General features: G+C 39.6%; 17 protein-coding genes. 7 read left to right on the plus strand and 10 right to left on the minus strand.

Annotated features, from left to right (window positions below; genetic code table 11):
- Positions 1-11: 11 nt before the first annotated feature.
- From AACS98_RS21285 to AACS98_RS21325, 9 genes are all read right to left on the minus strand, one after another.
- On the minus strand, positions 12-2,582 hold the full coding sequence (locus AACS98_RS21285) for a hypothetical protein (RefSeq protein ID WP_066383743.1): 2,571 nt from the start codon (positions 2,580-2,582) through the stop codon (positions 12-14).
- Positions 2,583-2,764: 182 nt separating this feature from the next.
- On the minus strand, positions 2,765-3,427 hold the full coding sequence (locus AACS98_RS21290) for an OmpA family protein (protein ID WP_066383744.1): 663 nt from the start codon (positions 3,425-3,427) through the stop codon (positions 2,765-2,767).
- 30 nt (positions 3,428-3,457) lie between these two features.
- Positions 3,458-5,071, minus strand: a complete 1,614-nt coding sequence (locus tag AACS98_RS21295; RefSeq protein WP_066383745.1) for a hypothetical protein — start codon at positions 5,069-5,071, stop codon at positions 3,458-3,460.
- Between the two features lie 53 nt (positions 5,072-5,124).
- On the minus strand, positions 5,125-8,388 hold the full coding sequence (locus AACS98_RS21300) for a tubulin-like doman-containing protein (protein ID WP_066383746.1): 3,264 nt from the start codon (positions 8,386-8,388) through the stop codon (positions 5,125-5,127).
- A gap of 17 nt (positions 8,389-8,405) precedes the next feature.
- Positions 8,406-9,551, minus strand: a complete 1,146-nt coding sequence (locus tag AACS98_RS21305; protein ID WP_066383748.1) for a VWA domain-containing protein — start codon at positions 9,549-9,551, stop codon at positions 8,406-8,408.
- A gap of 370 nt (positions 9,552-9,921) precedes the next feature.
- On the minus strand, positions 9,922-10,167 hold the full coding sequence (locus AACS98_RS21310; protein WP_066383750.1) for a hypothetical protein: 246 nt from the start codon (positions 10,165-10,167) through the stop codon (positions 9,922-9,924).
- Between the two features lie 2 nt (positions 10,168-10,169).
- On the minus strand, positions 10,170-11,018 hold the full coding sequence (locus tag AACS98_RS21315; RefSeq protein ID WP_066383753.1) for a hypothetical protein: 849 nt from the start codon (positions 11,016-11,018) through the stop codon (positions 10,170-10,172).
- Positions 11,019-11,177: 159 nt separating this feature from the next.
- Positions 11,178-11,954 (minus strand): RNA polymerase sigma factor SigF, encoded by a 777-nt coding sequence (locus tag AACS98_RS21320; RefSeq protein WP_066383754.1) that lies wholly within the window; start codon positions 11,952-11,954, stop codon positions 11,178-11,180.
- A gap of 766 nt (positions 11,955-12,720) precedes the next feature.
- A complete protein-coding gene (locus AACS98_RS21325) occupies positions 12,721-13,554 on the minus strand; it encodes a photosystem II manganese-stabilizing polypeptide (RefSeq protein WP_066383755.1) in 834 nt (277 codons plus the stop codon).
- A gap of 381 nt (positions 13,555-13,935) precedes the next feature.
- Here AACS98_RS21325 and AACS98_RS21330 point away from each other — a divergent pair, with 381 nt between their 5' ends.
- The 4 genes from AACS98_RS21330 to ftsZ all read left to right on the plus strand — a co-directional run bounded on the left by AACS98_RS21330 (position 13,936) and on the right by ftsZ (position 17,841).
- Positions 13,936-14,292, plus strand: coding sequence for a hypothetical protein (locus AACS98_RS21330; RefSeq protein ID WP_066383756.1), 357 nt, complete (start codon positions 13,936-13,938; stop codon positions 14,290-14,292).
- 289 nt (positions 14,293-14,581) lie between these two features.
- The gene (locus tag AACS98_RS21335; RefSeq protein WP_066383757.1) at positions 14,582-15,436 is read left to right on the plus strand and encodes a cell division protein FtsQ/DivIB; all 855 of its coding nucleotides are present in this window, start codon (positions 14,582-14,584) and stop codon (positions 15,434-15,436) included.
- 746 nt (positions 15,437-16,182) lie between these two features.
- On the plus strand, positions 16,183-16,494 hold the full coding sequence (locus AACS98_RS23660) for a hypothetical protein (protein WP_157087543.1): 312 nt from the start codon (positions 16,183-16,185) through the stop codon (positions 16,492-16,494).
- 57 nt (positions 16,495-16,551) lie between these two features.
- Positions 16,552-17,841, plus strand: a complete 1,290-nt coding sequence (ftsZ, locus tag AACS98_RS21340) for a cell division protein FtsZ (RefSeq protein ID WP_066383758.1) — start codon at positions 16,552-16,554, stop codon at positions 17,839-17,841.
- 53 nt (positions 17,842-17,894) lie between these two features.
- On the opposite strand, the gene AACS98_RS21345 is transcribed toward ftsZ, so the two are convergent.
- The gene (locus tag AACS98_RS21345) at positions 17,895-18,038 is read right to left on the minus strand and encodes a hypothetical protein (protein WP_156481699.1); all 144 of its coding nucleotides are present in this window, start codon (positions 18,036-18,038) and stop codon (positions 17,895-17,897) included.
- 697 nt (positions 18,039-18,735) lie between these two features.
- Between AACS98_RS21345 and AACS98_RS21350 the strand changes: the two genes are divergently transcribed.
- From AACS98_RS21350 to gshB, 3 genes are all read left to right on the plus strand, one after another.
- Positions 18,736-19,488 (plus strand): PEP-CTERM sorting domain-containing protein, encoded by a 753-nt coding sequence (locus AACS98_RS21350; protein WP_084386950.1) that lies wholly within the window; start codon positions 18,736-18,738, stop codon positions 19,486-19,488.
- A 58-nt stretch (positions 19,489-19,546) separates the two neighbouring features.
- Positions 19,547-19,807: a glutaredoxin 3 gene (gene grxC / locus AACS98_RS21355; RefSeq protein ID WP_066383767.1), complete on the plus strand. Its 261-nt coding sequence runs from the start codon at positions 19,547-19,549 to the stop codon at positions 19,805-19,807.
- A 127-nt stretch (positions 19,808-19,934) separates the two neighbouring features.
- Positions 19,935-20,921, plus strand: coding sequence for a glutathione synthase (gene gshB / locus AACS98_RS21360; protein WP_066383769.1), 987 nt, complete (start codon positions 19,935-19,937; stop codon positions 20,919-20,921).
- Positions 20,922-21,068 lie beyond the last annotated feature (147 nt).

A 21,068-nucleotide genomic window follows, 5' to 3' on the forward strand; every position in this document is an offset into this window, starting at 1 on the left:
AAAGGGAGTAATCACAAATCGAGTAACTCATCTAGCTGCAAAGAAGGCAAGTCTGGGGGAACCACAGTCCGCAGCACGGTGACTTTATGACTTTCTTGCTGCGTCACCAGATTGAAAGCGATCGCCTCTATGCGAATTTCTAAGCAACCAAAGGGAATAGTCAATTGCATCATCACCTCTACCCCTCCAGATGCACTCTTAACCAAATCTTTCAGCAAGTGAGGCCCATCTAACAACCAGCGAGTCTGACAATCTTCCACCCATAACTTCACCGCTACTTGTGGTGATACTTCAGGTAGTTCTACTCTCACCCTGACAGCATTACCTGCGATCAACTCTCCTTCTGGAAGGTAAAGTTGAGGAATTGGTAAAGGCTCGGTGAGTGTTCCCACCATCTCTGGAGAACTAAATACATCTGTAATATCCGTATTTTCCACTTGTGAGCTATAGCTGTTGCTTACGTCCTCTTCCTCCATATCATCTACAACGATTTCTTCTGCTAACCAAGCTAAAGGAGTTTTAATTTGCTCAACCGGTGGTGCTTCTGGTGACAATGGCACTAACTCCGAAGATTCAGAAACAATATTTTCTGGCTGTTCATCTTCCAGATTTTCCGGTTCCTGTGCTACCACTGTCTCCATCGGCACGCTTGGTATTTCAGCATGATCATTGACTGCCGCATAGGGAAGAGAAACCGCAGGTACTTCATCCTGTATAGTCTGGTTCTCCGGCACATCATGAGATTGTGTATCTGGTAATTCTGGCAAAGAGTATCCTTGGCTGTGCATCCATTTTCTAATCAGAGGCGATGAGTAAGAAATTGCTGGAATGGGTTGTTGACTCACAGCATCATCAATGGATTCCTGATCAGGATTTTCTACCAGTTCTACCTGAGAATTATCACTGACTTCTATGGGTTGTTGGCTGACAATATCATCAGCAGACTCTCGACTGGAATTATCTGCTAGTTCTACCTGAGAATCATCACTTAATTCTAGAGTGGGTGAAACTTCTAGTTCTGCCACAGCCGGGTTATCTGCTGATTGTGTATCACCATTGAGAAATTCTGAGGGATGTTCAACCTCAGTTATGGGGAGATTGATCTGTGGTAAGTCTTTAGCCACCTGAACATCCGATGTTTCAGGCATCGGGCTGGGTAGGCGTTTCAAGTAGGGAAAACTACTGCTGAGTATCTGCCCTCGACGATTTGTAATCACCAGCTGCTCCAAGTTAATCGGAGCCGGGGTTGTGGTTACTATTGCTTCATCCTGTTCTACAGCATTTGCTAACAGCATTTGTGCGATTAAATCAGCACTAGCCCCATCAGTTTGATTCTCAGGTAATTTTGGTAGTTGTAACCCACGGGAATCGGCTAATTTCTTAAGTGATAACTTATCAATTTGCGCTGGTAAGGGCTGGTTAGGAGATGGAGAAATCACAAGCTGAGATTTTTCTGGTGTCGGAGTTTTGACCAAATTAAACAGTTCTAAATTAATGCTGGTAGTGACTTCATCCGTTGGTAATGCGAGTGTGCTAGTCTCGTTTGCTAGTTCTAGGGCGCGAGATTGGGCAGCCGTGACTGCCAGTAATTCTGTGACATCTGCTGTAATAGTAAAGGACTGGCTAGCTAACAGCGTCACTTCTCCACCTTGAGTCAAAGCCCCACATAAATTAATATCTGCCAAGATTAGCTTCGATTCACAGTCAGCAGGAATATCCAAGACGGAACGAATCGTAAAAGGTAGAGATTTATCTGTTAAAGTTTGGCGAATTTGGGTGAGGATTTCAGAGCTAAGAGGCGATCGCAGTTCAATGCTCAGTTCTAAAGCGTAAAGATTGTCTGACAATAAGTCTTGAGCATTCTGGGCATTTGGCTCTAATTCTACACGCCCCTGAATGGTGAGGACATGACCCCAACGAGTAATATAGGTTGCCTTATCCAGTATCAGTGATAAAGGCAATAATGGTTGTGTAGGTGGAGTATGCTCAACTTTTTCTTCTTCTAGTAAGTTGGCAGAGGTAGGTAAAGCTAAATCAATTAAATTTTGTAAAATTTGCTCTGCCGTTTCACCTTTAAACCAAACTGGACTGACAGGTTGATCAATTAATGCTTCTTGCCCATGATCTGTAGTTAAAAATTGGCTGTGTTTGGCAATTAAGAATTCTGAAGAATTGAGTGAAATTGAGGCTACATTCTCCCCTGTATCCGGTTGTCGCTCTGCCCCGTCTACTGACTCAGACATCACTTGTAAATAAACACCAGACTGCCAAGACTTACCTAGCATATCTGACATCAAGTCGCCGGAGCAGCGTAACTCCCATATTCCCGCCTTCAGGTAAGTAAAGGGAATCACCGCCATTAAGCCGTCGGAGTTAGTGCGTCGCAATTGTTTTTGAACGCGCCGCTTTGGCGGTACTTCTTGAGTTGACAAGTGAATAACTCGCACTTCCACATCTGTATTAGGAAGGCTAGAACGAGCTAAAACCCTATATTGTCCTTCCTGAATTTGTGTGTTTGGCGATTCTAAAGCGTACCATGAGCGATCGCCCTGTTTCTGAATCAGAAATTGCCAGTTTTCCATTGTAAATGATGCCCAGACCGAAGAGCAGCTGAGTAATATTTTGCATTATCTTGCTTGCCAGTTTACCTCAGCAATATCTAATTGCATGATTTTCATGTCATGTTTTTATTCAGACACGATAAATCAGAGTTTTGGTAGATACCAAGGCTTGTTGAGATGGCATACGTCAAGTTAGTAGTTGGTTACTTGACTTCTCGCACTTCACCCAGGCGTGTGAAGCGAATTTCAATTCTTCGGCGTGTGACATCATTTTGACGAGCGATCGCCGCCAATTCCCCACTTGGTAAAATCAACTGCGCCGCAGAGTAGGCGCGAAACTTCAACCCCTTTAGCCTTCCTTGTTGAGTTTGCAAATTACGTAGCACCTGAACTACTGCTAAAGCACGCATCAAGCCTAAATCAGCATTAGAACCAGCTTGAAGATTAGCAATGGGTAGTTGACCAATCACTACTTTTTCTAAATTCACGTCTAAGTTACTGACAACCTGACCATTTGGCTGTCCATCAGTATGACCAATCACTTCCACAACATTAATTTTATATTGTTGTGTTGTCTTTTCTATCTCTGGAACTATTTTTCTGACAATATAATTAAACATTGCTGGCGGAATTTGTGCACTACCAGAATTAAACCGATAAGCACCTTCGTCTTTAATCTCAATAATTGGCGGAACCTGATTATTTTTGATATTCTCTTGGAATATTTGTTGTGATATTGATGATGTAACAATAGTCAGCAATAAAAACAAAATCAATATCAAAAAAGCATTAGACATTAAATCTGTAAACGCCGGCCAAATATTCAACTCCTCATAATCTTCTCTATGCTTTAACCGACGAGCCATAGTCATCCCAGGATTTTTAGATCAAAAATTTTATTCTGCGGGAAATGCTTTTAAAAAAGCTTCTTCATCTTTCATGTTTATCACATTTTTATCCTGACTGCTTGAATTAGCATCTTGATAATTTATATTAGTTACTTTCTTGATACCTTTTGCTAAAGTTTCGCCAAATTTATGATATTCCTGAATTAATTTGCTATTATCTGTGTGGATTGACTGCATTTCTATAATTAAGCTTTCTAGCTTCATGCTGATTTGATTCGCCAAAACTTCAATGTTATTTGCCACATTCTGCAAATTCTGACTATTACCATCCATCTTATTAGATACATAAGCCAAAGATAAATTTACTTTTCCTGTATATTGATTGATAGAATTTATTAATTCCTTTAAACTCACTTCAACAACATTCAAACTATCAGCTTTATCTATAATTCTTTGTTCTAATTTGTCTAGCTGATTAATCGCTTGAGAAAATCCATTCACCCCTTGCTTGATTTGGGGGATGATTTTCTCCAGATTGCTTTGATTAGACTTATTTAACGCGAATACTTCTAAGGAAGTTTGAGTCAGATTTTTAATATCTCCTCCTAATCTAATCAATTCTTGATTACAAACCTGTACCTCTTGCAATACTGTGGCAAACGATGTAACTGTATCAGCTAAACTTGCAGCCGATGCTGAAAATTTTGATTGTGTTCTACTCAAATCTGCTGTAGCTGCTGACAACTTTTGGGGAAATTTACTTTTTTCAAAAATTTCAGCAGACTGTTTAAATATCTGAGATTTTTCATTGAGTTCAGCAATTGTCTGTTTAAATTCATCTGCTGCTTTGGATATAGTACCAGCAGCATGATAAAAACTCTCATAGACTTGCTTGGCTAACTTAACAGTTTCTTGGTTTCCTTGAGAAATTTGTTCAGCTACTTTTCCAATAGATTGTTCTACTGCATCCCTGACTGTAGTACCAAATCTAGTTAAAAATTCATCCTGCTGTTTTACCATTCTATTAACGATTTTATCTAGACGAGTATCACCCTGTACTTCAGGTTGATAAACGTTATCTAGGTAATCTTCTAAAGAACTTAACAGTCTGTATTTAACAAAGGTAGTATTTTTAAACCAGTTAAATAATGTCAGTATTGCACTGAATACAAGTCCAATCAAACTGGTTGTAAAAGCAATACTCATACCTTCCAATGGTTTTTGTAGCTGCGCTACTAACTCATTAATATTACTGGCATTTGTTTGATTGATTGTTTGACTCAGTGCTGATAGATTTATTGTAATCCCTAAAAACGTACCCAGTAAGCCAAAGGCTAACAGCAAATTCGGCAGAATTCGACAGAAATAATCAATCTGTTCACAGGTGAATAACCAAACCTTTTCTCGACTGTAAATCTGGTCTACTAATGCTGCTGTGTTCACCTGATCTAACTCTTTACTAGCCAGCTTAAACCTGTATTTTATTTCCTCTAATATTTTTTTCTGTTCTCCGGGTGATTTTCTATCAATTAAGCGTCTGACACTCTCCTCTAAAGATAACAGATGTTGATAGAGTGCTAGGCGGAGAATAATAGTACCGATAGATGGGATGACGACGAGTACAAAAGTGAAGAAAATTAAATAAGGTGGGATTGATGGCATGAAAGTAATTGGTGTGTGAGGATATATTTAAGAGATATTGGGGGATGCTAATTCTAAAGAGGATATTTAGCAAAAATTCTTTGTTTTTCCCGTTCGTATTCCTCTTCATTCAGGAAACCTTCTGCTAAATCTTGTTTTAACTGCTCCAATTCTAAACGTCGTTTGGTTCTATTATCATTACCATTTACATTGACAGGTGCATCAATAACTATTTCTCCACTCAGCACTTTTTGATTTAATGTATCGCTAGTTGGTGCAAAAGTAGGAGTTTGGAAGGTTCTAAATTTCTCATTCATTTTTCTCCGAAACCGATTAATAATTCCTTCTTTAGCGGTAGGATCTGTAGTGTCGGAAGTCCCCACTACGGCGAGTTTATAAGCATAGTTAGGACTATCTGGGGGTAAATTATCTACTGCTTGTACAAATTGACGTAGTTTTGGTAAATATTTATTTTCCCAGAGTTGAGGTTGTGCAGCTATTGTGTTAATTTCTTGGTCTAAAAGCTGTTGCAATGCTGCTGTCATGTCACTGCGGTTAGCGAGTTCTTCTAAAGCTTGATTCCACTCAGGACTCAATGCGGCAGTGTTGTAAGTATCTCGCAAGGAATCATAATATTGAAATTCCAATTGCTGATTTTGTGGGTTTTCTGTCAGTAACCCAAACGCTAAACAAGGATAGAAGATATCTTCTAGTTTTTCCAGTGCGATCGCATCCGGTGGAATAATATCAGGGAATGTAACCCGATAATCGTTATGTAAAAAAGCTGTAGCAGAATTCTGTTCTCTCAAGTAAGGGTTTCTCATTCTATCTAAACCACCAATTAGTCTCAAAGGAAACCCAGCATATTCATTAACAATTAAAATTTCGTCTTCTGCTTGTGTCGGTTTTAAAACAGTTGCATCAACTCCCAACTCTTGTTCTAATAAATTTTTAAACTGTTGTACTTCTAACTCATCTGTATTTTTAAACCCAATTAACTTACTACTTTTAGCGGGATCTTCCCGGAAATAAGGATCAGCTAAAGTCAGTCTGAGCAAAGGTTTAGCTTCTTGCATCACTTGTGCTAACCGAGTCGAACGCGCTGCTAAAGGATACTTTTGCATAAACCGCTTAATCACAGAATTAACAATATTGATGACACGCGCAGCAAATAAACTGTCAACATTACGATTAATTTCTTTTTGCAACTGTTCTTGAGTGGTGCGTTCTTTATCTATAAAAATTGCTAAAGATTGACCTCTACCAGTTGGTTCTGTAATTTCAGCACTTACTAACACTAACTGTCCGCGAAAACCATCTTCTGGTAACATTGTTTGATAACAACGTTCAATATCTTCACTATCAAAGATAGCTTCGCCACTCATTTCATCAAAATTTAATTGTCTTAAGTCGCCGTCTTGCTTCTCATAGCTAGTTTGTAAATCTTCCACTAATCTGCTAAAAGCAGTCACTTGATTACTTCTCTCTTGAATATGCTTTTGTAATTCATTGACAATTTTCAATGCTTCCTGACAGACTGTAAAATCAAAGTTGTGCTGAATAGTTTTGCATACTTCCTGCACTACTCTTTTAGCTTCCGCTTGTACTGGTGTATTCTTATTGTTAAAGAAAGGAAGACTGGCTTTATTCTCAATATCTTCTACTGTTTGTTCAGCATCCCGCCATTTTCTTTCAATATCTTCCCAGCGTTTCATCCCATTAAAATCAGTAATAGCTTCTTGCAAATTACCTTGATAATTATTCAACTCATGTTGCAAAGCGTCTAGCCAATCCCGACAACTTTTGATCGAAAAGTTCAAATCGCTGGGTGTAAGCAACTGAATTATATAATCATCAATATTATGTTTTAGTTCTTTAGCGGTGTTTGGAGAAGTCTGTAAAACTTTTGTGAGCCAAATTCCTCTGGTACTTTCTGTTTCCCCTGGTTGAAATTTACGGAATTGCTCCCGAAATTCTCTTGGTAACTGTTGGCGAATGCCATAACGAGCATCTTTATTTTGACAATCAGAAATTGAACGTTCTAATTTACTTCTCCAGGTGTTGATAGTATTACTAAAATTTTTATTGGCTTCTTCTACTGACTCTGATATTTTGGTTCTGAAGCAATCTTTATTAATTAGGTCATTTTGCCAATTATATTGGATTAAAAATTGCTCTAATAATTTGAGAGTATCTGGACTTTGACCCTTACCATATAACCAAAATTTTACCAGGGATAAACTCACCTGCATTAAGGCTATTTGTACAATAGTGTCACGAGGGAAATAAATAGCCGCTAACCCAAATGTTAAATATCGTTGTACATTAGGACGTGGGTGTTTATCCCACTGAATTATGTGTTGCAGAAAATTATCTCTATTTCCTTTAATTACAGGTGATAACTCGCCAGAAAAATCTAAAGCAATCTTATGAGCAATAACATTACATAATTTACCTTGTTCAAGTATTTGATATTCACCACCTGTCTGATGCGAAACTAAATAAGTATAGTCAAATGGCGGACGCTTTTCTTGAATAAATACTAAATTTTGAATATCATAACAAGCTGCAAATTGTGTACTGGGATTACTGTAATAATCTAATTCTTTGAGAGCCGCATAAGTATTGGCACTCATATTAGGAGTATTGCCATATAATTCAGGACTAATTACTAAATAGCTGACAATCTGAGTTTCTTGTTCTTGATAAAGATGTCTCAGGCTATAAGCAATATCCAAAAACATCCCGCTTCCTGTACCGCCACATAAAGAACCAATGACGAAAATATTTAAACCAGATGCGACTCTGATACCTTTTCTGAGTAATAAAGAATCATGTCCTCTGGTAAGTCTTTCTGCGGTTTCAATCGCTGTTTTTATCTTTTGATAGTTATGAAAAAAAGCTAGTCTACCTACAGGTCTAATTCCTTTTGCACCTTCTTCAACTGCTTTTATATTTCGCAATAGTTGGGGAGGAAACCATCTAGCAATATGCTCATAGGGGCCATAACGAGTATATTCAGAACGCCGTTCTAGTCCTTCCACAAACATTGTTACTTCTTTGGAGGACATAGTGGCACTAACTTTTTCTGCTTCGCGGAAACTTAGGTCAACACCGTGATAGGTACTACCTGTACGAATACCAGCTACTTGTGTTGCGGCTTTATCAGTGTCGATATGCACAAAACTCACAATTGGCAGATTATTTAAATCTCCATAGCGGTCAACAATTAGCCGCCTAATTCGCATTAAAACATCCCTTCCAGTACCACCCAAACCAATACAAATTGTGCGGTTAATACCTCGATATTGTAGGTCATTGACAGTTGCTTGGCTCATTTGATGCACCTTGTTTGCTATTTTTTGACTTGAATATTTATCTCGTAGTCACGCTTACGATTATCTGGACAATTTAGCCGAAACCGAGAACTAGATATCAGAGTACGTGAAGTAATTTCTCTACCTTGATAGTAAATAGGGGCGGAATTAGTTGGTACTAAATAAAGCTTTTCTCCTTTACGTTCTAAATATGCTCTGACTTCTACACCAGGACAATCAATAGAATCTACACAAGTAGAGTCATATTCACCAATAGCAATGCGTTTTTTAGGAGGTAATCGGCATTTTTGGTCTTCTGGTTTTGCTGTGGCTTCAAAATCTACGCTTAACTCCCATGTTTTCTGTAATCGATAAATTTTTACAGCAGCTACAAATGCACTAATTAATGTTACTAATGCAATTAATCCTGGTAGCCATAATTGTTTAGTTAGATAAGGATTAACTAAACAAGTTTTTTCACCACCTGGTGCTGGGGTACAAAATTCTTGTACAGTAGGAGCAATATCTACAACCGTGAGTTTATATTGTTTATTTTGCTTAGTTGTAATTAACTGCGATCGCTCCTTAATTGGTAAAGCCTTTAACCAAGCTTGTCGCTGTTTACTTCCTGGAGAGTCGGCAATGCGAAAAGGACTCTCAGCCGGGGTTTCAATCCAAACTTGAGAAGTAATTCCTGGTTGGGTAAATAAAGGTGCGTCAGTAATCCACACTACTGACTGCGCCTTAATTGGTTGCTGCTTTTGCAGACGATTTTGATTAATTTGAGCAATACCTTGATAAATCTTTAACTCGGCTTGCTGAATATCTGTGCCATAGCGATTGGGGTCAGAAACAAAAGGTATTTTTGCTAAGATTTTGTCAATATTTTCTTGATTTTTACTATTAAAATATATGGGTGTTCCCAATTGATTGCTATCTGATGTCACCTCGTTTAAATTGACATCCCTAGCAAAAGGAACAACGTAAACTAAATCTCCCGGTTTGAGGCTATCTTCTACTATCTGACGTAAGCGGATACGACCTTCATCATTCAATCCCACACTTTCGGTCATATCTATCGCCAAGACAACATCTCTTCCGCCAGCCAAAGCGGAAATTAATTCTAAACCGAGTTTTTGTGTAGATGTAAGCGGTTGTCCAGGAACAATTCGTGTGATTGTCACAAGTAAGGCAGCCTATCAATTAACAGGATTAGATACGCATAGATACCCGATTAAGTAAATTTTAAAATATAATTCTTAAATTAAATTAGTTTTATTTCAACTTATTTAATGATTTTTTATAAAAATCAGTATTTTTTAACTTATTAAGTTAAGAAAATTTTATTACATAGGGATTTTACCTGAGAATCTACGTTAAAATCAAGTATTTATTATAACTGAGCATTTTAGACATGGGTTTAAAGAAATGTAAATTTAACAAATTGTCTGAGCATATTAAATTCCCCCAACAGCTATTTTAAAAAGCACTGCTGGGGTAAAAATAATATGGCATTTAAGTTAACTCAGCTTCAGTTTGATTGCACTCAATTCCTCAGCAACCATAGCGTTGTTGATAGTAAGCTAAAATTTCCTGAACACGTTGCCGACTCTCAGAATTAGAGTTAGCAGCCCAAGAAATAGACAAGCCTCCTATTTGACTTTGATAGTAATCAAAATGTGGAGAGGATTGGGGCATTAACTCCACTGCCACCCCCTCAACTTGACGCAGATGAGCAGCTATCTCTCGATATACTGCTAACGGTAAACCAGGAAATTCAATTTTTTCTGTCGTCTCCATCCTTATAGAGTTCCCAGCGCAACGCTATTTGAGGTGGGTGTTGTCACCGAAACCGGAGTGCTAGGTGGATTTGTAGTTGAAGGTGTAGAACCAACTGCTGCTTCACCTACCATTCTGGCGACCTCAATACCGTATTGTTCCAGAATTACAATCGGATTGGAACCTTCATTCATTTCAATGCGTTTAATCAACAGACCATTTGCGAGTCGCTGTCCTGCTTCTACATAACGGCTGTTGGTTTCATTTGGTATTTTAATAATTGCTTGGGGTTCTTTCCCCACAACCACTACACCAGTGACGACAACTGCTTTGGCTAAATCAGGCTCGGTTGGCGGTGGTAGGACAGAAACTAAAGTGGGATTGGGGACAACTTGCGGTAAAACTTTAGGTAAGACGGGAGTTAAGCTAGGGGGTTTTGCTACTCGTGCTACCTTGTTTGGGGTTGTAGTTTTCTTCGTATTGCCATTATTAGGATTTCCCGCTTGTGGTTTGGTAGCTATTGGTAGAGGCGGCAAGGATGGAACTGTTCTAGTAGTTGTATTTTGTCCAATTTCGGCGACTGGTTGCCCGACAATTTGGGCAAATGGATCATTTCGCCCCTTGGAAACTACAACTACCCTTTCTGTGGCATTGGTAAGTTGAATCAAGCTAGGGCTGGCGGTGGCGCGCTTTGTTTCCTGGTTACCAGAAACTACAGGATTATTAAAAGACTGAGCTGCTGGGGGTGGGGTTTTAGCAGGCGGTGCTGCTTGAGGCACAGGATTGACAGCTTGTGGTGTTTCTTCCGAAGCACAGCCAGCGATCGCTACGGTAACAATAGCTGCAACTAAAATTTTGGTTTTTCTGCCCATTAGCCGTTCTCAAAAGCTATAGGAAAATTGATCGGTTAAAATCCGCTATGCCTGTGTTTCAAACATAGCATTGTTACCTTTATAACCTAAATTTTGACATTTAAACGGTTGTTTTTAACACTAAAATTTCAGGATAAATGCTGATGGCATAGTGAGAACTTAATCCTCTGCCGCACACATCAGATTTTTCAACAAGTCCAACCCTTTTTTAACTCGCCGGGAAACTGTCACCACACTAATCCCCAACTGTTCTGCTACTTGCTTCTGAGTTAAATCCTGCAAAAATACACATTCTAAAACCTCACGGGTGCGTTGTTCTAGCTGGAACAAAGCTTGTTGCAGACGAATTTGGTCTTCTTGCGCCAATTGAAAACTACGATACTGATGATCAGGAACTAATTCTCCCAGGCTCGTAGCTCCTTCATCGCTATCTTGTACTGGTACATCCAGACTCAGAGGTGAACGATTCACCCATGCTAATTTGATATCCTGCCACTCGTCTGGGGAAATCTGTAGTGCAGCTGCTAATTCCGCATCAGTGGGTTGACGATTGTATTGTTCTCGTAAGCAACGTGAAACTCCGATTGCCCGTTGTTGTATGGCTAAGTAGCGTCTGGGAATTCGGACTGTCACACCTTTATCTCGAAGATAGTGTTGAATTTCACCCCGAATATAAGGAATAGCAAAGGAACTGAAGGCGTGTCCTTTGACAAGTTCAAATCGTTCAATCGCTCGAATTAAACCCAGACAACCAACCTGAACTAAGTCGTCATAGCTTTCACGACATTGATTCATCCAATAGTGAGCTTCTTTTCTCACCAGTCCAAAATTAAGTTGTACCAGTTGATTGCGAACAGTTTCTGAGCGAGATTGTTGATATTCTCGCAATAACTGCCAAATTTCTTGCTTTAGTTCGTTGGTAGTTGTAGTAGGCATAGCATCGCGTTTATTGAGGAAATAAACAATCTAATACTCGGTGGAAAACCAGGCTGCGATCGCGCGATATCAAAGCAAATATGATGCTATATGCCCCCTGCAAATTTCTAGTCATTTAAACTTGTAATTATTTAAATGCGTAGAGGCTGATATCGAGCTAAATTTAAATAAGCTAAAATGGCTTTGTCTTTTGATTTCTTGTGGGTATTTAATGTAGCTTTAACTGAGCTAACTAGAGCCACAATATATAATTTTTGGTTATATTTGAAACCGAAATAGTACCTAATTTGATTTATAATAATAAGGTTGACCCTTCACTATATTTTGGGAAGATGTCCCCAAGAAATTCTCAGTAAAGTTACTAACAATTCATCTAATCCTTAAATCTGCTTAGTCAAATAGCCGTAAATTAACATAGTTATCTAGGTTGTTTCTTAAACTAAAAGAGTAGTCTGAGCCACTAATAGCTCCATCCTGATTACGGAGAAGTAACAAAACTTTACTTGTTTTTATTCGCTTAAATATGGCAAAAAGCAGCTTAACCGGAGACAAAAACTAAACTCTGGCAATGACTAGCATTCACGCTTTCAAAATACCCTCATCTATGGTTCGACTGCCATATTAATCAATCATGATTTCAACCCATAAAAAAAAGGGCTAACTAGCCCTTTTTGTTGGTCAACCTACTGTGATTTAGTTCGAGAAGGTAATTTGCCAGGTACAGAATTTGTTCGTGAATCCTAACTGATAGAGGTTATCAGAAGAATTAAGCACGATTGGGTTCAACCCTAGCGTAAAATAGACCACGAATTTTGACTTCTTTGGGTTCAGCCGAACCTAAATCAGTATCAGATGGTTGTTCACTCTCGAAGGTTCCAGCAATTTCACCAGTAGAGCTGTCTACTTTAGCTACTTGCAGAGAGATTTTGCCGTTGAGAATTTCAGCGCGCTTAACGTTAGCACGGGTTAATTCTTCGTCATCAGCTTGTGCTGGGAGAGCTACGGCATTATCATAGCCGCTAACGATACCACGACCTTTAGGATCTAAGAAAGCAGCACCACGGTAGGAAGGTACTTTGAAACTGCCTTCAAAGTCAGTGGAAGTATTCAGACTGTTTAAACCAGGTTGTGTTTGAGCTACTAAGTTTTTAATGGTGAATAGGAAAGGTACGCGTTCACCACCAGGTAGCTGCACGGTAATGGCTTGGAAGTCCAAACCATCATCTTCTACAAAAGTCAAGCTGTTATCTGGGTTAATTTTCAGATTACCAGAAACTTGGTCAATAGTAGAAGTGTATCTGGTTAACAATTTGCCAGGTACGAATTCTGCTACTTGACGTTTATTCGCAGGTTCTTCCTTAACGAAGAAATTGGTTGGTTCCAAGCAGAGTTCTTTAATCGCATAGGATTGGCTAGAATCCAAAGGAATGGAACCACGGCTGGTTTCTCCCAGTTGGGGGCATTTGTTCGCCAAGCCAGTGCCGCGAATTTGTTCATAAGTGAGTACATCTCTACTGCTAGCAGTAGGAGCTTCACTACAAGCAGTGATTAGTCCCAGGCACAAAGCCAAGAATGCCACAATTAAAGCGCGATACCTCATGATCAACCTCAATGTCAAAAATTAATATCTCAAAAGTTTGGGCAGGTGAATAAGCACATTTTGACAGAGAAGTGCGTACTTTCAGTAACACGAAACTGTTGATGTTCGTGTTTGGCCAATGGGTAGACATTGGCAGCGTCGCTACAGTTTTTCTGTACTATGTATGTAACATTACTACACACAGCCCATAGCTTTATAGGGAAATCAGCCAGATCATACGATTTTTTTTAACTCAAAATCAAAGCAGTCTAAATCTCAATTGAGTAGCTTTGATCCCATCTAGCTACCTTTGAGCCTGTGGGAAGCGTTACAGCTCACCTATATGAATGCCCACAATCTTCGGTAAATTTGAGGAGACAGGATTTTAACGGAGCGGTTGAGATGAACAAACACAATGATTCTGAATCAGGGCTGTTGCCGGATGAGATGCACAAAATTGTGGCTGTAGTGCATGATGTGGCATTGGCCTATCAAGGGGATGTGATGGCTCTTTTACAATTGCTGCGCCAGTTGGAGCAGTTACACCGGGAGATTCGAGATGGTGCTTTTCATGAGAGTTTGCCGAATAACCGTCAGCAACTCTATGCACTACTGAAAGATATAGAGTCTGAGGGAGGTTGGCCTTATATTGAGCGTATGAGACTACAGCGATTTTTAACCAATTTTTTCCCAGAAGCAATTGATGAAGATAGCCCACAGGAAATTAGTGAAGATATGTTAAGTAGCGATCGCTCTTGAGCTAGTCAGCAGTTAGACGGCTGTGAGTGGAAAACTATTTGGAAATGGTAAACTTAATCACATAAGATAATTTGTTGTTCAATGTAGCAGTTTGTCATTAAACTCAGTAATTTATCCTCATGGAACAGGAAAAATAACTCATGCCTAAATTCTAATCAGGTTGCTGTAATGTATTACTAGAAATCAGTTTTCTGAGCGCAGGAAAGCTAGTCAGCCCTAGTGATTGTACTGAGATTAACGATGATTCAAGGCTAACAATGAATTAGACTGCAAACGACAAGAGGTATCAATGCCTGGCATAGTATCCGTTTCCCGTAAAGATTTATCTCAACGCCGTCAGCAGCTACGCCGACAGCGACAAATGCAAATTTTGCAAGCTATTTGGCGCACAGGGGCTATTACTGGATTGGCGGGTGGGTTGCTGTGGCTGGCAATCCAGCCAATTTGGATACTCAAAACGCCTCAACAAGTATCGATCACATCCAATAATCAATCCTTGTCACAGGAGGCAGTGCAGTCGCTATTAGTGCTGTCATATCCGCAATCTTTATGGCGAATTCAACCAGCAGCGATCGCCGAATCATTGAAAAAACAGCCAGCTATTGCCCAAGCTACTGTCAACCGTCGCCTTTTTCCTCCAGGTTTAATCATTGAAGTTCAAGAAAGAGTACCTGTAGCAATAGCTCAAAAGTCTCAATCCCAAGCTAATGACACTAGCAAAAAACAAATATCTACAGGGTTATTAGATGCTCAAGGGGTTTGGATTCCTTTAGAAAAATACAAAATGATTAACCCCGAAATTAAATTACCTAGCCTGAAAGTGATCGGGTTTACGGAAGAATACGGAAAAAACTGGAGTCAACTTTATTCTTCTGTTAGCCAAAGCGCAGTAAAAATTACAGAAATAGATTGCCAAGACCCAGCTAACTTAAAGCTGAAAACTGAAATCGGAACTGTCTATCTTGGCTCTCTCAGTCCCCAGTTACCTGAACAAATTAATGTACTTGACAAACTACGCCACTTGCCTAAAAAAATTAATCCTCAAGAAATAGATTACATTGATTTGAAAAACCCTAATTCTCCATTAGTACATATAAACCAAAAGAAAGAAATGGTTAATTCTCAGACTCCCTCAAAAATTTAGTAGGTTTTATGTTTTAAATTTCCCAGACTGTTAATCAATTAAGAAAATTTATTTTTATAGAAAAATATTTAGAGTAGTCAGTTTCAGACCTGACAATGTTGCTTTCCAATTACCACCATAGGAATTCTCCGTCTGCCCATTCTCCCATAAAGAAATGCACAAGTTGATCATGATCCGCCTAACCTAGTATTTCCTTGTGATTTCTCGCAGTAGTGATGTATTTCATCCCGATGAAATTTAATGTAGCTAAAACTTCACTTGAGTCACTACTCGACAACCAGCCAATGAAGTAGGGTTTAAAGACTAATTTTGCTCTTACTCATGGGAATTTCATCAACACAGGCTGAAATCTGATTACTGTCAAGCTTTTCTCTAGCTACAACGACCAACACAGCAAGTAAAGTGTTATATAACTAATTGGCATAGTGTTTATAGCTGTAAATTTCGGCATCAACAACCCGTGAAACTAAATTTTTGTTTAAAGTAGCAATTATCCCCAATTGACAAACCTATCAACTATATTATTAATGCAGACAAGACCTGCTTTTGCTCAGGCTGACAGGTTTTGCCCTCACCTCAAAATTGTGATTGTTTTATAACTTGTATTTTTATTAAGTTGATGTTTAATTGCTGAGATTTAGCCGCTAAAACTAATCATCCAGGAATAGAGAACAAGATTTTTCAGTGTTGCATTCCTGAAAATGTATCTAAAAACACAAAAAACATGATTAATATCAGGCAGTGAGGTGAAAACCAACGTTGTGAGTAGTAATATCAATGACCAATTACAATCATCAGCAAAACTAGAAAGAATGTATCGGTTATGTCAGAGATATACTAGGGAAAATTGGCGATATAGTGACAATATTCATGTCTTATTGCAGTTATACAGCTCAATTTTAGTGAAATATAGGTATACTTCTCTAGAATTAGCTATGCAATGGTCTGCATTGCTGGCTGATCCCACAGCAAGACTTCACACTTGCAATCCACTTCAGGTTGGAAGTAGTGAAACAATCAAGAGCAGTGCCATCGTTTTTGGCATTGACAAACTATAGTTGACTCTTAGGCATGTAGCATCTAAATAAAGTCGTTTATCTACCTTTCTGAATCCAATGACACTTGATAATAACCAAGAGCTTACCTATAAAAATACCCAATCTTTCGGGCAGTCGGGTTTTTCACTAGCAGTTAACTCAACTAACCCCTTTAATCACTCTGGGCTGAATTTTGCCCAAAACCATGACAGTAAGAAGATTACTACGGAAACTAGCCGGATTGGGGAGATTGTACCAGGACGGGTAGCTAATATCAAAGTAATCGGTGTCGGCGGTGGTGGTGGCAATGCCGTTAACCGAATGATTGAGTCTGATGTTTCAGGGGTGGAGTTTTGGTCGATCAACACTGATGCTCAAGCTTTAACGTTGGCAGGTGCTCCCAGTCGCTTACAAATTGGACAGAAGCTAACACGAGGTTTAGGCGCAGGTGGCAATCCGGCTATTGGTCAAAAGGCGGCAGAAGAATCCAGAGATGAAATTGCCACTGCTCTGGAGGGTGCTGATTTGGTGTTTATTACTGCTGGCATGGGAGGCGGGACAGGTACAGGTGCGGCCCCAATTGTTGCCGAAGTCGCCAAAGAGATGGGTGCTTTGACTGTAGGTGTAGTAACACGTCCTTTTGTGTTTGAAGGTCGTCGTCGCACGAGTCAAGCCGAGCAAGGCATTGAGGGACTTAAAAGTAGAGTTGATACCCTGATTATCATCCCAAACAATAAATTGCTGGAAGTTATCCCTGAGCAAACACCAGTGCAAGAAGCTTTTCGCTATGCGGATGATGTGTTGCGTCAAGGGGTGCAAGGCATTTCTGATATTATTACGATTCCTGGCTTGGTAAACGTAGACTTTGCCGATGTGCGGGCTGTGATGGCAGATGCAGGTTCGGCATTGATGGGAATTGGTGTGAGTTCAGGCAAATCGAGAGCTAGAGAAGCCGCGATCGCCGCTATTTCCTCTCCATTGCTAGAATGTTCTATTGAAGGTGCTAGAGGTGTAGTATTTAATATTACAGGTGGTAGCGACCTGACTCTACATGAAGTCAATGCTGCCGCCGAAACAATATACGAAGTAGTTGATCCCAACGCTAATATTATTTTTGGTGCAGTCATTGATGACAGGCTACAAGGTGAAGTCAGAATTACCGTGATTGCTACTGGTTTTACAGGCGAAATACAAGCCGCACCTCAACAGAATGTAGCCAACGCTCGTGTAGTACCTTCTCCTTCCAGACGCACGCCCCCACAACAACCATCAGCTAACCCACCCGCACCTGCTCCTATTCCAGAACCAAAAGAAAAAGCTGGACTGGATATCCCTGATTTTCTGAGAAATCGGCGGCCACGGAATTAAGCGGTTGAAGATTTGAGATTATTCAAAAGTTTAATCTTAGGTCAGGCTGAGTGCTATATAAAATCTGCTAGTTCTCCAGTTGCACCGGAGGTAGGGTCAGCAATGCTGCAACTATCTCGGTTACTGTACGTTGCTGTCACCAATATATCTAGACCATTCAAAAACAACATCAAGTTATCAAGCAAGTCGATAGGCACAAAACACAGCCGTATGTGGGTGACTCAGGAACCCACATACGTCCTACCCTTCGGGAACGCTCCGCGAACAGCCAGGAGATGTAGTACCAACGCATATTTTAATATGCGGGACATCAAGTAGTATCATAAGATGCTGGCATTTTTTTAGGGTTATTTCTTTCTATTATGTCCTAACCTATGCTGCGACTGCTATAAAACTCATTTAAAATTTGTTTATGCCAGATTAACTAGATATTTATACATATTGAAATTGAATCTTAAAATATAGTTTATTTCTGGTTAAGTAAATACAACACCGTAGTTTTTCTAGTGTTTTTTTTCAAAAAATTCATATTAACTTTAATTAAATTTCCCACTAAGAACTTATAGTATCCCAGTAACTACCTTTTCAGTATTTTATACAGTGAATATGCTAAAACATATTGATAGTATAAGAGGATAAAGAAGTAATAATGTACTTTCTAATTTAAGTAAAAATACGATACTTGAGTGTTTGAGACCAACTTAAAAATTAAAAATTTGTCACCATTTGTAAAATCCTTAGTGTTAGCCGATATAGATAAAGATATAAACAACCTGTGTAATTTTTATACACAAAATCTTTTTTTTTATAAGATAATTGAACAATCTTGAGATAGTAGAACAAAGATGACAACAGTACAGTGATTCAAGAATAAGACAGGGGAAGAAAATCAAAATGACGAAAAATTTTTCTAAGTTATTTCTGAGGATATCAATTACATCGTTTATCGGAATCTACTGTTTAGCTTTAGCCCCCTCGGCTTTAGCAAAGAATGGTAACGGCAATGGTAAAGGCAATGGCAATTCCAACCAGACTTCAACTACCAACACCACTACCACTACCACCGCTTCCAGTGCAACTTGTAGTCTTACAGATGTATTCCTGGGAAATGTCAGTGCTTCAGCTTGTCAAGGGCCTTTTAGTGGTAATGACACGGGATCGAGCAGTACGTTGCTTGATGATTTGAATAGCGGACTGTTTAATCTTGGTGTTGATGCCACTTGGGAGTTAGTGGGAAAAACTGATAGTCCAGATAATTTTGGCTTTGAAGCAACAGGCAAAAATTCTGGTAACTGGAGTCTAAATCAAGCACTTGGCGAGGGTTTATCTACATTTGTGATTAGCCTGAAAACAAGTAGTGCATATAGTACCTATCTGTTCAAAGACGTTGATTTTGCTAAAACAGGTTTAACAGGTTCCTTCAATACAATCGGTGTTGCCCTAGATGGGAGTGGTAAACAGGGTAAGGATCTGTCCCATGCCTCAATCTTTAGGGCTACTTATGTCAACCTTCCCGAACCAGCGAAAGCCAAAGTACCAGAACCAACTGCTACTATAGGTCTTGGTCTAGTTATGGGTGGTATGTTGATTAATCGTCGTCGCAAGTCTCATGGCATCCAGCAATGCCGTAGTTCACAACTAAGTTAAGCATCTACTATCAGTAGCAAAGTTCTAAAATGAATTATCAGATCAAGTTGAGGACTTTATGGCTGCTAAAGTAGAAATTTACACTTGGAGAACTTGCCCTTTTTGCATTCGAGCTAAAAATTTGCTCAATCAGAAGGGCGTGGAATTTGTTGAATATAGCATTGATGGAGATGAGCAAGCACGGGCTAAAATGTCTGAAAGAGCAAATGGCAGACGTTCCGTACCACAAATTTTCATCAACGATCGCCATGTCGGTGGTTGTGATGATATTCACGCTTTAGAAGCTCAAGGCAAGCTAGATGAGTTACTAGCTGGATAATTCCTGAGATTACCCAATCATTAGCATGGGCTGTTTTCCAGTAGCAAAGATGGTGAATCAGTCAGATCATCAAGGGATAATCTAAATTGACTATCCTGAGAATGTTCTGGCGATTGAGGCAAAAAGTGTGAAACTGGCTTTTATTATTGATCCCATCCATCAGCTTGACCCATGCCATGATACCAGTGTTGCTTTGATGGAAGCAGCGCAAATTTTAGGACATGAAGTTTGGGTAACTCAGGCAACTTGGCTGAGTGTGGTAAACAGCAAAGCTTGGGCTATTTTGCAGCAGGTGGAATTAGTCCCAATACAGTTGGTAGAAGGACGCTGGATAGCAGCTAACCCCTGGTATAAATTAAGCCAGCGTTCTTTTATGTCCTTAGAAACGATGGATGCTGTATTTATGCGGACAGATCCACCTGTTAACGATGCTTACCTATATGCTACGTACATTCTGGATTACATTGACCAAAACAAAACGCTGCTCATCAACAATCCTCGTGGTATCCGAGGAGCAAATGAAAAAATGTATGCCCTCCAGTTTACCAAGGCTATTCCAGAAACTATTGTGAGTGCTGATAAGCAGTTCATTCGTGAATTTGTGGAAGCTAAGGGCGCGGCAGTTCTCAAACCTTTGGGTAATAAGGCTGGGGAAGGGGTTTTATTTTTACCTTCAGGCGATCGCAACTTCAACTCTATCGTTGAACTCAGTACCCATCAAGGTCGATTACCAGTCATGGTACAAACTTATTTACCAGAGGCTAAAGAGGGAGACAAGCGAATTATCCTCCTGGATGGTGAACCAATTGGCGCGCTCAATCGGCTTTCGAGTGGGAGCGATTTTCGCAATAATATGGCTGCTGGTGGTACAGTCGCGCAAACTGTGATTACCCCAAGAGAACATGAAATCTGCACCGAATTAGCTGAAAAACTACGTCAAGACGGCTTAATTTTTGTGGGTATTGATGTGATTGGTGGCTACCTCACAGAAGTTAACGTCACAAGCCCTACAGGAATCAGGGAAATCGACAAACTAGATGGTACTCGCCTGGCTAATCAAGTGATTCAATGGGTGGAGCAGACTTTAAATGGTTTCACTGCCATAACAAAATAAATTGAGGCCAAAAAACAGCGATAACACCTGTCTAAATCTGTCTATGCAGTTTGCAGACAGGTGTTAGTGACATACTCCTACACTGATTGCAAGCAATACAGTGTAGGCTACGCCAACGCGTCAGCGTCCCGCAGGGTAGCAAGAATC

It is taken from the genome of Anabaena sp. CA = ATCC 33047, from assembly GCF_963870205.1.
Taxonomy (GTDB): Bacteria; Cyanobacteriota; Cyanobacteriia; order Cyanobacteriales; family Nostocaceae; genus Trichormus.